Genomic DNA, 14,204 nt, shown 5'->3' with positions numbered 1-14,204 from the left:
ATGTGCGGCGTGGGTTGGTACAGCCGGCTGCCGCGCCCGCGTCAGGCGCAGCGACCCGGTATCGCGATTACCTAGGCGACCTTGTCGTCGGTGCCGGTGACAACGGCGACCTTGTCGTCCGTGCAAGCGACCTTGTCATCGGTGCCGGTGACGCCGGCAACCTTGTCGTCGGTGCCAGCGACCTTGTCGTCGGTGCCGGCAACCTTGTCATCGGTCCTGGCGACCTTGTCGTCGACCACAGCGATGACCGCGACCTTGTCGTCGGTGCCCAGCTTCGCGACCTTCTCGGCGAATGCGGGACTGGCGCTGCCGAGGATTCCACAGGTCAGCAGAACGGTGATTCCCGTGGCTACCGGGCGAAACGAGCGACTCATCAAAGACCCTCCAGGTCAAGTGCGTGTGGTAGCTGTATCGACCGGGAGGGCCGGCAGCTAAGCGACGGGCGCTGTGACGCCCCGCACTGAATGCCGGGCCGAATGGCGCCGGGAAGCTACCCCGACCAAATCCACTCCTAACCCGGGATCGGGCGCTCGCACGCCGAGGCAGGCGCGTCCGGATCCTGGTGCTCGATCTCGTAACGGCACTCCGAGCAGGATTCGGAAGGAAGGTGCTCAGCCCAGTCGTGACCGCAGTCGGACAGCGGCCCGTGTGCGGCTTGCTCTCTTCAAGCCAGCGCATACGGCGAAGTATCTCTCGTGGTCCGTGCCGAACCAGACTGACCGCCGCACCCGGCCAGTAGCCCGGGTACGGCGGTCAGCGGTGTTCCGTGGATCCAGGAGCGTGGCTCAGGGAGCCGGCTCGGGCTCCGGAGCTGGCTCGGGCTCCGGGGCCGGCTCCATCTCCGCGGCCTCGAGCGCGGCGAGCGCCGCGGTGGCGTCGGCTAGACCCTGGACCGCGGCGGCCAGAGACAGCCCCGCCTCGGCCAGGCTGGCGCGAGCGCCGGCGTTGCTCGTACGCAGCTGTGCGGCGCTCGGCGCGGCCGGAACCGCCAGCGCGCCGGCCCGTGCGCTCTCAGCGGCTGCCAGGGCCAGCTCCAGCTGGGTGGCAACGCCGGCCAGTGGGGTGGCCACGGTGCTGATGTCGGTACCCGCTGCCTCCAAGACCGTCGCCTGGTCGTTGAGGGCGGTGGCCTCGGCAGTCAGTGCGGCGGCCATGCCCTCAGCCCGCGCGACGGCGGTGACCAGCTTGAACTGCAGGTCAGCTCCCTGAACGGTGCGGGTGCCGGCCTGGGCGGCGGCCTGGATGGCCTTCGCCGAGGTCGCGGCGGCAACCGCGCCGGCATCGGCGCTCAACGCCGCGGCGGCGGCGGTGGTGGCCGCCAGCAGGGCGGCCTTGTCGTCGGCGGACAGCATCGTCGAGGCGGCTTCGGCGGCGGCGATCCGACGCAGCCGGGCAGCGTCGGCGGCCAGCGCCTTGGTGGCGCCCTTGCGTACGCCGGCCAGCTTGTCCACCGGCTTGCGCGCGGTCGGCTTGCTGGTCACCTTGCTGTGGGCGGTGGCCTTGCTGTGGGCGGTGACCTTGCTGGTCGCCTTGCCATGGCCACCGGCGGCAACGGCGCTGCCCCCGGCTCCGAGAACTGTGCAGCTCACAAGAAATGCAACGCCGGCGGTAACCGGTCGTGACAAGCGATTCATCGAACTCCTCCATGAGATATCGATTACGGTTAGTAACCAATCGGCTAGGAGGGGTTCGACGTTAGTCACAATCCGTGACATTGGGCGCGATCAGTTCAAGGCCGGAAGCGCGCCGCCAGTTCCAGAGCACTGCCGATGCGCGTCGGTCGCCCGTCACGGAGCACTGCCGGCGCGCAGTGGTTCGGGCGGCCTGGCCCGGGTCATCAGGCCCGCGATCAGCATGGCCGCCAGCGGGATCAGCACGGCGGTGCCGATGATGCTCGGCCACCATGGGATAGACAGCGGATACGGGTCATCGACGGGCGGGCCCGCAGTGCGCCGGCGGGCGTCGATCACCACCAGCGGTGGCAGGAAACCCAATGCAGTGCCGACCAGCACCCCGAGCAGGGCCACCACGCCGGCCCGGGCCACGCTCAGCCGGCGCCGGAGCCCGGGACTGGCCCCGATCGCCCACAGCGTCGCCAGCTCCGGTCGGGAATCGACCACCGCCAGCGCGGTGGCCAGGACGGTGGCGCCCATGGCGATGATCAGCGCAGCAAGCAGCGTCGCCAGCAGGCCGGCGCGGAAGTCGTCGACATAGCCGTGCTCGATCTGCACCTGCAGGTCGTTGTCGGCCAGGGCGGCAGTCAATGCCTCCTCCTGGCTGCCAGTGGCCGGACCGGCCAGCTGGGCGATCACCGCGATCGGCACCACCTGAAACCGCAGCTTGGCCGCGGTGGCCGATGACATCACGGCGGAGAAGTGGAAGTCGGTGGCCGAACGCAGCACCGCCGCCGGCACCCTGAGGGTTCCGGGTTCGGTGTCGGCCTGGCTGGTGATGACGGCGTGGTCAGGACCGGTGAGATCCAGCGCCGAGGTGAGCAGCAGGCTGCCGGCCCGTAGCGCGGCCACGTCGGCGGGGTCCGGCCCACTTACCAGGACCGCCAGTTGATCAGGATCGAGCACCAGCACCGGGCTGTCGAACGCGACGTAGCCCTGCACCTCCGCGTCCTGGCAGCGGAGATCCTGCCGGTTGTAGGGTTCCGGGCACCGGTTGACCTCTGGCCGCAGGACGCTCACCCCGCCACAGTCGGAGCAGCCGCCGGGGGTGTTCAGGACGGCTGTTCGCCGCGTGTCCAGGTGGGTGGCCAACGCCTTGCCGGCTGGCGGCGCGGCGTCCGGCCGGTCAACGGGGATACGCACCAGCGCCACCCCCGAGGGCAACTGCGGGCGGTACAGCATCCGCTCCCGCGCCGACACCGACGAGAGGTAGATCGCGATGGCGGTGCTGGCGATCGTCACCGCCAGCACCGCGGCAAGTGCCGGCACCGCCGCCGAGCGGCTGCGGGCCGCATCACGCAACGCGATCCGGACTGCCACCGGCAACCGGGGCGCCAGCCGGCCGGCCAGGCGCAGCAGGCCCGGGGTGAGGGCGAGCACGCCCAGCTCGCACAGCGCCAGGCCGGGCAGGATCACCAGCACCTCGCCCCGTGACATTCCGATCGCCCATACCAGCAAGCCGGCTCCCACTGCCAGCAGTCCGAGCAGCGACAGCCGCCACGGTGTCCGGGTGACCCCTCGCCGGCCGGACAGGGCCGCCACCACATCGAGGCGGGCAGCCCACTGGGCCGGTAACAGCGCACCGGCCATGGCCGAGCACAGGCCCAGCACGGCGATGCCGGCCAGCTCGGCAGGGTGCAGCCGCAGCGGTCCGAGGATGCCGTCGTGCCAGCCGCGGTAGGCCACCGCGGTCGCGATGCCCAACGCGCAGCCCAGCCCGCCGGCCACCGCACCGAGTACCAGGCTTTCGACGAGCAGCGTGCGCCGCAGCACCTTGCGGTCACCGCCGATGGCCGCGATCAGCGCCAGGTCGTGCTGGCGACGGCGCGCGCTGACCGCGAACGCCGGGCCGGCCAGCAGCGCCAGTTGCAGGACGGCAAGCCCGACCCCGGCCCCGATCAAGACGGTGGACCTGCTGGTGCCGCCCGCCGGCTGCTGGTGGTGGCGGGGGACCGCTGATGGTGGGGGCGGGTCGAGCAGCACCGACCGGGAGGTGACCAGCAGGCCGTGCCGGTTCAGTTCCAGGACATCGCTCCAGCTGACGCCGCCGGGCTGCACGACGATCCAGCTGGTCGGGTCATCCATCCAGCTGTTCGGGTTGCCCGACCGGGTGGCGGGGACCAGGGTGGCCAGCGTGGCCGGCGAGACCGCCGCGAACCGGTAGTGGTGGGCGTACCGGTCATGCACGATGGCCACCAGCTTCAGGGTCGCCGCCGGTTGCCGCAGGGTCACCGTGTCGCCGACGCTCAGGCCGGCGGTGCGGGCCAGGTCCTCGCTGAGGCTGATCTCTGCCGGTCCGGCCGACCAAGAGCCGGCTACCAGGGTGAGTGCCGGCCGGGTGGCCGCGACCGTCAGGTCCAGGCCGGTCAGCTGGATGGTGGTGGCTCCGGCCCTGGTCTTCAGCACCGCCGGCTCGCTCCGCTCGGGCTGGACCAGGCTGCTGCGCGGCAACCAGGATCTCACCTGTGCCGTGCTCGGCGGTTTGTAGGGCACCCCGGTACCGACGGAGCCGAAGCCGAAACCCGGCAGGTTCAAGCCGCCTTGCAGGCCGTCCAGGCTCTGCACGATCGCTTCGTCGTCGTAAAAGTGCAGCCGGGCGTCGGCGTTGCCCAGCAACTTCTCGGCACGCTGTCCGGCGTCCAGTGGAGTGCTGCGGATCAGCACATCGGCCAGCGTGACCGAGGCGACCGGTAAGGCGATCAGCGCCACGATCAGGACGCTGCGCAGCCGGTTGCGCCGGACCTGGCGGTGCCCCATCCGCAGCAGCGCCGTCCAGGCCGGGCTGATCGGAGTCATCGACCGGTCTGACTGAGCAGCGAGTCCGAGTCGGGAGAGGGCTCGGTCTGATCGATCACCACGCCGTCGCGCAGGAACACCACCCGGTCGGCCCAGCCGGCATGCCGGGCGTCGTGGGTCACCAGCAGGCCGGTCGCGCCGGCGTCGCAGCGGGCCCGCAACAACCGCAGCACGTCCTCGCCGGTCTGGGAGTCCAGCGCCCCGGTGGGCTCGTCGGCCAGGATCAGCTTCCGGTCGCCGATCAGCGCCCGGACGATGGCAACCCGTTGCTGCTGGCCGCCCGACAGCTCGTCGGGAAACCGGTCGGCCAGCCCGGCCAGGCCCACCTCGTCCAGCGCCGCATCCGCCTCGGCGCGAGCCTGCCGGGTCGGAACCCCGTCGAGCTCGCGAGGCAGCATGACGTTCTCGGCGGCGGTCAGCGACGGGATCAGGTTCAGCCGCTGGAAGACGTAGCCGATCGACCGGCGGCGCAGTGCGGCCAGTTGCCGCGGGCTCATGTTCAGCAGGCTCTCGCCGCTGAGCAGGACGTCGCCGGAACCGGGCCGGTCCAGGCCGCCGGCGATGGCGAGCAGGCTGGACTTGCCCGAGCCGGAGGGCCCCATGATCGCCACCAGTTCACCGGCGGCGACGCTGAGGGTGATCCCGCCCAGGGCGTGCACCGCCAGTTCTTCGCTGCCGTAGGTGCGGGTCACCTCGCGCAGCGCCAGCACCGCGGTGCTGGCGGAGCCGATCTCATCGAAGGTGGCCACCGGCGGTCCGGCCTGGTCGCGCCGCTTGCGCCGGCCGCTCATCGCCGGCCGCTCATCGACGGCTGCCCGGCTGCTCGACGCTCACAGCGGCCACCGGTGCGCCCGAGCCGTTCTCGGGCCTGGTCCGGGCGGCGCGAGCCAGCCTGGTCTCGCAGTGATCGAGCCAGCGGATCTCGGCCTCGGCCGCGAAGATCAGCGAGTCTGCGACCAGTTGCCAGGCCAGGTCCGCCCCGGCCCGTTCCCTGGCCCGGGTGTAGTCCTGCAGCGCCTTGATGGTGGCCCGGCGCTGGATCTGCACCACCTCGGCGACGTCGAGTCCGGCCGTGCCGGCGGCAAAGGCCAGCTTGATGGCCACCTCGTTGCGGGCCGGCTCACCGGCCACCGGGGTGCTGAACCAGTTCGCCACCTCGGCGTGGCCGGCCTCGGTGATCGCGTACAGCCGCTGTGACTCGTCACCGCCCTCGATCGGGGTCACCAGACCGTCGCGTTCCAGCCTGGCCAGCGTCGAGTACACCTGGCCGATGTTCAGCGGCCAGGTCGCCCCGGTGGAGGCCTCGAACTCGGCGCGCAGTTGGTAGCCGTGCATGGGAGCGCGGTCCAGCAGGGTGAGCAGCGCGTGCTTGACCGACATGGCGTCTCCTCAGGGGATGAATACTGAGTATGCATACTCGGTATTCGGCGCGAGGTCAAGCAATTCGGACTATCGAAGCCGCCGGATCTGAGCGCCGGGTGTGCGGCCCAGTCGTGAGTGAGCGCGCGTGCAGCGGCTCCTAGGGCTGATCGAGGTCGGGCAGCTCGTCCGCGATCCGGGCCGCGTCGACCTGGGCTTCGTCAGCCTGTGCCGCGTCGGCCTGCGCCGCGTCGGCCTGTGCCGCGTCGGCCTGTGCCGCGTCGGCCTGCGCGGTGTCAGCCTGCGCCGCGTCGGCCTGCGCGGTGTCAGCCTGCGCTTCGTCAGCCTGCGCCGCGCGGGCCTGCGCCGTGCCAGGTTGACCAGCGGGAGCGTGGCCCAGCTCAGCCTGGCCGGCGTCGGCCAGCGCCGCGCCGGTCTGCGCCACATCGGCCACCCCTGCCTCGGCGAGCCCCGCCCCGGCCAACGACGTGGCGGCGTCGTACCGCAACCAGATCGCACCCAGCGGCGGCACCCGGACGGTCGCCGAGGTGGGCTGGCCGTGCCAGCTGCCGCCCGCGGCGGTGACCGCGCCCAGGTTGCCCACCCCGGAGCCGCCGTAGATCTCGGCGTCGGTGTTGAGCACCTCGTCCCAGCGGCCCTCGCGGGGCAGGCCCAGCCGGTAGTGCTCGTGCGGCGTGGCCGAGAAGTTGACCACGCACGCCAGCACCGAGCCGTCGTCACCCCAGCGCAGGAACGAGAACACGTTGCCGCTGGCGTCGTTGGCGTCGATCCAGCCGAAGCCCTGCGGCAGCGTGTCCTGGGACCACAGCGCCCGCTCGCCGCGGTAGAGCCGGTTCAGATCGCTGACCACCCTGCGCACGCCGGCATGATCGGCGCCGTCGAGCAGCCACCAGTCCAGGGTGCGGCCCTCGCTCCACTCACCGCCCTGGGCGAACTCCGAGCCCTGAAAGATCAGCTGCTTGCCGGGATGGGCCCACATGAAGGCATACAGCGCCCGCAGCGTCGCCATCTGCTGCCAGCGGTCGCCGGGGATCTTGTTCAGCAGCGAGCCCTTGCCATGCACCACCTCGTCGTGGCTGAACGGCAGCACGTAGTTCTCCGAGTAGGCATAGACCATCGAGAACGTCATCTCGTGGTGGTGGAACTGCCGGTGGATCGGCTGGTGCTCGATGTAGCCGAGCGTGTCGTGCATCCAGCCCATGTTCCACTTGAAGCCGAAACCGAGACCGCCCAGGTGGGTCGGGCGGGTCACGCCCGGCCAGGACGTCGACTCCTCGGCGACGGTGATCACGCCGGGCACCCGCTTGTAGACGGTGGCGTTCATCTCCTGCAGGAAGGCGACCGCCTCCAGGTTCTCGCGTCCGCCGTGGATGTTGGGCAGCCACTCGCCGGCCTTGCGCGAGTAGTCCAGGTAGAGCATCGAGGCCACGGCGTCCACCCGCAGGCCGTCGATGTGGTATTCCTCCAGCCAGTACAGGGCATTGGCGACCAGGAAGTTGCGGACCTGGCTGCGCCCGAAGTTGAAGACGTAGGTGCCCCAGTCCGGCTGCTCGCCCCGGCGCGGGTCGGCGTGCTCGTAGAGCGGGGTGCCGTCGAAGCGGGCCAGCGCGAACGAGTCCTTCGGAAAGTGCGCCGGCACCCAGTCCACGATGACGCCGATGCCGGCCTGGTGCAGCGCGTCGACCAGGTAGCGGAAGTCGTCCGGATTGCCGAACCGAGAGGTCGGGGCGAAGTAGGAGGAGACCTGGTAACCCCACGAGCCGCCGTACGGGTGCTCGGCCACCGGCAGCAGTTCGACGTGGGTGAAGCCGGTGTCGCGGACGTAGTCGACCAGTTGCTCGGCCAGCTCGCGATAGCTCAGCCCCAGCCGCCACGAGCCCAGGTGCACCTCGTAGATCGACATCGGGGCGGCGTGCCAGGCGGTCTGCGCGCGGGCCGCCAGCCAGTCGCTGTCACCCCAGACGTAGGAGGAGGTGAACACCACCGAGGCGGTGGCCGGTGGCACCTCGGTGGCAAAGGCCATCGGGTCGGCCTTGTCGCGCCACTCGCCGTCGGCGCCGAGGATCTGGAACTTGTAGCGGCAGCCGTCGCCCACCCCGGGCACGAACAGCTCCCAGATGCCGGGGCCGCCCATCGAGCGCATCGGGAACGCCCGGCCCGACCAGTAGTCGAAGTCACCGACCACCCGGACGGCCCGCGCGTTGGGCGCCCAGACCGCGAACGAGGTGCCGGTGACCTGGCCGGACGGCGTGTCGTAGCTGCGCACATGCGCGCCCAGGACGTCCCACAGCTGCTCGTGACGGCCCTCGCCGAGCAGGTGCAGGTCCAGCTCGCCCAGCGTGGGCAGCCACCGGTACGGGTCATCGACGATGATCTTCTGGTCGCCGTAGCTGACCTCGAGCCGGTAGTCGGTCGGGCTGACGTCGAGCACCGCGCCGAAGACCCCGCCGGGATGCAGCTGCTCCAGCGGGTAGCGCTCGCCCTTGATGACCGCGCTGACCGCGCTGGCCTCCGGGCGCAGGGTGCGGATGGCGGTCTTGCCCGAGCCGGCCGGGTGTGCGCCGAGGACCGAATGCGGGCCGGAGTGGGTACCGGTGGCGACCCGCTCCAGGTCGTGCTGGCTGGGCTCCGGGGCCGGCCGCTCCTCGGGCGCCGGCGCGGTGCCCTGGGTCTGGGCCGGGCTCGGGCTCGGGACCGGCCGCTGCGGCGGGGTGGAGATGTCGGTGGTCGCCGGCCCGGTGACGGTCGGGATCTCGGCGGCCGGCGCCTCGGCGGCCGGGATCTCGGCGGCTGGCGCCTCGGCGGGAGGGATCTCAGCGGCTGGCGCCTGGGCGGCGGCTGCCGTCTCAGCGGCGGCGGGCGGGATCTCGGCGGTGGGCGGGATGCCGGTGGCGGGAGGCGGTTTCGGCCCCGCGCCGGACCCGGGCGAGGCCCCGGGCTTCTTGGCTCCGCCGGCGGGGTTCTGCCTCTTGCTCATGCCTTGCCTGCCAATCGGTGCAGGGACGCCAGGGGGATGGGCAGCCAGTTCGGGCGGTTGCGGGCCTCGTACACCGACTCGTAGACGGCCTTGTCGGCTTCGAAGGCGCGCAGCAGCACGGCCGCTTCCTGCGGGTCCTGGCCGCCGGCCTGGGCGTAGCCGGCGCAGAACGCGGCGCGGTTGCGCTCAGCCCACTCGGCGGCGCGGAACTCCGACTGCGGCGTGCTGCCCATGTCGATCAGCTGGTGCCGGGCCGCGTAGTCGAAGCTGCGCAGCATGCCGGCGACGTCGCGGATGGGGGAGTCGGGGGCCTGCCGGTCACTGATGGCCTTGGCCGGCTCGCCCTCGAAGTCCAGGATCACCCAGCGGTAGGCGGTCCGCAGCACCTGTCCGAGGTGCAGGTCGCCGTGCACCCGTTGGGCCAGCACCTTGCCGGGCAGCTCGGCGAACTCGGCGTAGGCCTGCCGCAGGCCGTCGGCGACCTCGGCCAGCTCCGGCACCTCCGACAGCGCCGCGATCAGCCGGGCGTTCATGGCGGCCGCCCGGTCGGCCAGCTCTGCCTGGTCCAACTCGGTGATGCCGAACGCGGCGGCCAGGTCGGCGTGCACCTCGGCGGTCGAGATCCCGAGCCGGTTCGCCTCGGCGGCGAAGTCACCGCCCGCCTCCTCGGCGTGCAGGTCGGCCTCGGCCATCAGATCGCGGACGCTGCTGGTGGCCAGCTGCCAGCCGTCCGAAGCCGTCGTCATGAACTCCTGCAGCATCGCCAGGCTCCAGGTCTCGGAGTCCAGCTCGGCGGTGACGTAGCCCATCAGCTTGGCCACGTGCCGGCCGCCCAGCTCGCCCAGTGCGGCGTGGATCTCGATGTCGGGGTTCAAGCCGGCTTCCAGCCGCCGGAACACCTTCATGATGGCCACATCGCCGAAGACCAGCGAGGTGTTGGACTGCTCGGCGCTCAGCGCCAGGCTCCACTCGCTAACCGGGATCTCCTCGGGCTCGACCACCCGGACGAAACTCACCCCGTCCACCGTGCTCTGCTGGGCCATCGCCCGCAACCACAGCCCGGTGACCTCCTTGTCGTGCAGGGCGTCGTAGAGCTCGATGGGCCGCCCGCCGTCGGCGTCGGGGACCGAGCCGACGAAGGCATGGCTCAGCTGCTCGGCCGCCTCGGTGCGCAGCACCAGCGGCACCTGGTAATGCTCGACGCCCTGGGCGTAACTGACGTCGGCCAGCCAGATCTGCACCAGGTGCGGCTGATCGGCCAGGGTGGCCAGCAGCCGGGCCTGCACCGTCGACTCCCGGGACTTGCCCGCGAACCAGCGCTGGTGGGTCAGCCAGTCCCGCAACACCCGGCTCACCTCGGTGGTCTCGACCCTCATCGGTCATCCCCTCTCTCGCCCGAGCCGCCCGATCTGGCGTCGCCGTGCTGCTCCCACTCCCGGCGGGCCCGCTCCACGCCTTCCTGGGGCCAGTCCAGCACTCCGGCAGCCGCCGGCAGGCCGCTGCCGCCGGGCAGCTGGTGCACCGGAATGCGCAGCCAGTAGAAGCCGTGGCCGGCCACCGTCAGCAGGTAGGGCAACTCGCCGATCGCCGGGAAGTGGCTGCCGCCGGTCATCTCGATCGGCTCGGAGCCCTGCCAGGCCCGCAGGTCCAGCTCGACCGCCTGCGGGAACCGGGACAGGTTGTTCACGCACAGCACCACGTCGTCGCCGAAGGCCCGGACGAAGGACAGCACGCACGGGTTGGACCCGCCCAGGTCGGTGAAGGTGCCGAGGCCGAAGGCCGGATTGGCCTTGCGCAGGCCGATCATCCGCCGGGTCCAGTGCAGCAGCGAGGAGGTGTTGCGGGTCTGGGACTCGACGTTGGTGACCTGGTAGCCATAGATCGAGTCGAGGTTGACCGGCAGGTATAGCCGTCCCGGGTCGCAACTGGAGAAGCCGGCGTTGCGGTCGGGCGTCCACTGCATCGGGGTCCGGACGCCGTCGCGGTCACCGAGCCAGATGTTGTCGCCCATCCCGATCTCGTCGCCGTAGTACAGCACCGGCGAGCCGGGCAGCGACAGCAGCAGCGCGGTGAACAGCTCGATCCGGTTGAGGTCGTTGTCCAGCAGCGGCGCGAGCCGCCGCCGGATCCCGATGTTGGCCTTCATCCGCGGGTCCTGGGCGTACTCGCTCCACATGTAGTCGCGTTCCTCGTCGGTGACCATCTCCAGGGTCAGCTCGTCGTGGTTGCGCAGAAAGATCCCCCACTGGCACTTGTCCGGGATCGGCGGGGTCTGGGCCAGGATCTCCGAGATCGGGTACCGGTTCTCGCGGCGGACCGCCATGAAGATCCGCGGCATCACCGGGAAGTGGAAGGCCATGTGGCACTCGTCGCCGCCGACCGAGTAGTCGCCGAAGTACTCCACCACGTCGTTGGGCCACTGGTTGGCCTCGCACAGCAGCACCCGGTCGGGGTAGTTGGCGTCGACCTCCTTGCGGATCTGCTTGAGGACCTGGTGGGTCTCGGGCAGGTTCTCGCCGTTGGTGCCGTCCCGGACGAACAGGTAGGGCACCGCGTCGAGCCGGAAGCCGTCGATGCCCAGGTCGAGCCAGAACCGCAGCGCGTCCATGATCGCCTCGACCACCGCGGGGTTGTCGAAGTTCAGGTCCGGCTGGTGGGAGAAGAACCGGTGCCAGAAGTACTGCTTGCGCACCGGGTCGAACGTCCAGTTCGACGGCTCGGTGTCGACGAAGATGACCCGGGCCTCGGGGTAGCGGGTGTCGTCGTCGGCCCAGACGTAGAAGTCGCCGTACGGGCCCTCGGGATCCTTGCGCGACTCCTGGAACCACGGATGCTGGTCGGAGGTGTGGTTCATGACGAAGTCGATGATCACCCGGATGCCGCGGTCGTGAGCGGCGTTGAGGAAGTCCCGGAAGTCCTCGATGGTTCCGAACTCGGGCAGCACGTCGGTGTAGTCGGCGACGTCGTAGCCGCCGTCGCGTAGCGGTGAGGGGAAGAACGGGGGCAGCCAGAGGCAGTCCACCCCGAGCCACTGCAGGTAGTCGAGCTTGCCGGTCAGGCCCTTGAGGTCGCCGGTGCCATCGCCGTTGGAGTCAGCGAAGCCCCTGACGAGGACTTCGTAGAACACCGCGCGCTTGAACCATTCGGGATCAGGCACGTCGGAGACGGGATGGTTCAGTTCGGTTTCCAATGCCGACGCTCCTCACGATTGACCTACCGCTGACAAAGCCGCACGCTGTGTGCGGCCTGGCTCCCCTCAGCCTGTGAACCGAGTCTGCCACGTGCTGTAAGCGCTCACGCCGGGCACACCCGGGCCGGTCGACCGGGCTCCGCGACGACTCAGCCGACCCGGACGATAGCCGCTGATTCCGGAGCCAGCCGCAGGCCACCGGCCGCCGGATCCGCGGTGTCGGGAACCAGGTTGGCGGCGTCGGTGGCGAAGATTATCTCGCTGGCCCCGGGCACCGGCACGCTCTGCTGCTGGCTGGCCAGGTTGGCCACCACCCGCAGCGGGCCGCGATGCACCACCACCCAGTTGTGGCCCTCGTCGTAGTCCACCTTGACCGACGTGAGCCAGGGCTCGGCCAGGCTGGGCTCCTCGCGCCGCAGCCGGATGAGGGTGCGGTACAGCTCGAGCATCTCGGCGTGCTCGCCGGTCTCGGCCTCTTCCCAGTTCAGCACCGAGTCGTGGTAGGCGGCCGGGTCCTGCGGGTCGACCATGGCCGAGACGTCCCAGCCGTGGTCGGCGAACTCGGCCAGCCGGCCCTCGCTGACCGCCTGGCCCAGCTCGGGTTGCGGGTGCGAGGTGAAGAACGGCCACCGGGTGCTGGCCGCCCACTCCTCACCCATCCAGAGCATCGGGGTGAACGGCGAGCTGAGCAGCAGCACCGCGCCGACCTTGAGCAGGCCCGGCGTGGTGATCTCGGGGAGCCGGTCACCGGCCGCCCGGTTGCCGACCTGGTCGTGGTCCTGCATGAAGACCACGAACCGCCAGCCGGGGACGCGTTCGGTGTCCACCGGCTTGCCGTGGTTGCGGCCCCGGAAGGAGGAGTAGGTGCCGTCGTGGAAGAACGCCCGGGTGAACACCTTGGCAAGGCTGGGCAGCGAGCCGAAGTCGGCGTAATAGCCGTGCCGCTCGCCGGAGAGCATCGCGTGCAGGACGTGATGGACGTCGTCGTCCCACTGGGCGTCCAGCCCGTAACCGCCGTGCTCCTCCGAACCACCGGGCTCATCCGAACCGCCGTGCTCCTCCGAACCGCCGTGCTCCTCCGAACCGCCGGGCTCCTCGCGCGGGGTGATCAGCATCGCGTCGTTGAGGTCGGACTCGGCGATCAGGGGCAGCGGGCGGTCGAGCTGGGCGCTCAGTTCGGCCACCTCGATGCCCAGCTGCTTGAGCAGGTGGGTCTCGGACGAGTCGACCAGGGCGTGCACCGCGTCCAGCCGCAGGCCGTCGATGTGGAAGTCGCGCAACCACCGCAGCGCGTTGTCCAGGATGTAGCGGCGGACCTCCTCGCTGCCCGGACCGTCCAGGTTCACCAGGTCGCCCCAGGTGTTGCGCCCGCTCTTGAGGTAGGGCCCGAACTTGGGCAGGTAGTTGCCGCTGGGGCCGAGGTGGTTGTAGACCACGTCCAGGATGACCGCCAGCCCGTGCCGGTGGCAGGCGTCGACGAACCGCTTGAGCGCGTCCGGGCCGCCGTAGGCCTCGTGCACGGCGTACCAGGCGACCCCGTCGTAGCCCCAGTTCCAGACGCCGTTGAACGCGTTCAGCGGCAACAGCTCGACATGGGTGATCCCCAGATCCACCAGGTGGTCCAGCCGCTGGATCGCCGAGTCCAGGGTGGCGCCCTTGGTGAAGGTGCCGATGTGCAGCTCGTAGATCACCGCTCCGGGCAGTTGACGGCCGGTCCAGGCGCCGTCCTGCCAGTGATGGGCGGTCTCGTCATAGACCTCGCTCAGGCCGTGCACGCCGTCGGGCAGCCGCTGCGAGCGCGGGTCGGGCACCGGGGTGTCCTCGTCGTCGAGCAGGTAGCCGTACCGGGTGCCTGGCACCAGTTCGGCGTCCAGCTGCCACCAGCCCGGCCGGGCCGGGTCCGGCGCCAGCTCCTCGATCCGGTCGCCCTCGACGCCGATGACCGCCCGGACCTGGGTCGCCGACGGAGCCCACACTGCGGGTTGCATCCTCGTCTTCGCCTCGCGTTCTTGCCTCGATGCTTTCACCTGTCTGTTCAGGCCGTGCTGCGGGTCAGGCTGTGCTGCGGGTCAGGCTGTGCTGCGGGTCAGGCTGTGCTGCGGGTCAGGCTGTGCTGCGGGTCAGGCTGTGCTGCGGGTCAGGCTGTGCTGCGGGTCAGGCTGTGCTGCGGGTCAGGCTGTGCTGCGGG

The 14,204-nt window shown here is 70.8% G+C and carries 9 protein-coding genes; all 9 read right to left on the bottom strand.

Annotation, left to right across the window (positions count from 1 at the left end; genetic code table 11):
- Positions 1 to 71: 71 nt before the first annotated feature.
- On the bottom strand, positions 72 to 374 hold the full coding sequence (locus VF557_13260) for a hypothetical protein (GenBank protein ID HEX8081172.1): 303 nt from the start codon (positions 372 to 374) through the stop codon (positions 72 to 74).
- A 411-nt stretch (positions 375 to 785) separates the two neighbouring features.
- Positions 786 to 1,589 (bottom strand): hypothetical protein, encoded by an 804-nt coding sequence (locus VF557_13255; GenBank protein HEX8081171.1) that lies wholly within the window; start codon positions 1,587 to 1,589, stop codon positions 786 to 788.
- 198 nt (positions 1,590 to 1,787) lie between these two features.
- Positions 1,788 to 4,469, bottom strand: a complete 2,682-nt coding sequence (locus tag VF557_13250) for an FtsX-like permease family protein (protein ID HEX8081170.1) — start codon at positions 4,467 to 4,469, stop codon at positions 1,788 to 1,790.
- Positions 4,466 to 5,260, bottom strand: coding sequence for an ABC transporter ATP-binding protein (locus VF557_13245; GenBank protein HEX8081169.1), 795 nt, complete (start codon positions 5,258 to 5,260; stop codon positions 4,466 to 4,468). Before VF557_13245 ends, VF557_13250 begins: the two co-directional genes overlap by 4 nt.
- Before the next feature lie 10 nt (positions 5,261 to 5,270).
- A complete protein-coding gene (locus tag VF557_13240; GenBank protein ID HEX8081168.1) occupies positions 5,271 to 5,849 on the bottom strand; it encodes a PadR family transcriptional regulator in 579 nt (192 codons plus the stop codon).
- A gap of 139 nt (positions 5,850 to 5,988) precedes the next feature.
- Positions 5,989 to 8,826, bottom strand: a complete 2,838-nt coding sequence (gene glgB, locus VF557_13235; GenBank protein ID HEX8081167.1) for a 1,4-alpha-glucan branching protein GlgB — start codon at positions 8,824 to 8,826, stop codon at positions 5,989 to 5,991.
- The gene (locus VF557_13230) at positions 8,823 to 10,202 is read right to left on the bottom strand and encodes an aminoglycoside phosphotransferase (protein ID HEX8081166.1); all 1,380 of its coding nucleotides are present in this window, start codon (positions 10,200 to 10,202) and stop codon (positions 8,823 to 8,825) included. Before VF557_13230 ends, glgB begins: the two co-directional genes overlap by 4 nt.
- The gene (gene treS, locus VF557_13225; GenBank protein HEX8081165.1) at positions 10,199 to 12,016 is read right to left on the bottom strand and encodes a maltose alpha-D-glucosyltransferase; all 1,818 of its coding nucleotides are present in this window, start codon (positions 12,014 to 12,016) and stop codon (positions 10,199 to 10,201) included. The genes VF557_13230 and treS overlap by 4 nt, the downstream gene beginning before the upstream one ends.
- Before the next feature lie 149 nt (positions 12,017 to 12,165).
- Positions 12,166 to 14,004 (bottom strand): malto-oligosyltrehalose trehalohydrolase, encoded by a 1,839-nt coding sequence (locus VF557_13220; protein ID HEX8081164.1) that lies wholly within the window; start codon positions 14,002 to 14,004, stop codon positions 12,166 to 12,168.
- Between the last annotated feature and the right edge of the window lie 200 nt (positions 14,005 to 14,204).

It is taken from the genome of Jatrophihabitans sp., from assembly GCA_036389035.1.
Classification (GTDB): Bacteria; Actinomycetota; Actinomycetes; order Mycobacteriales; family Jatrophihabitantaceae; genus Jatrophihabitans_A.
This window is presented reverse-complemented; position numbering and strand designations above follow the sequence as displayed.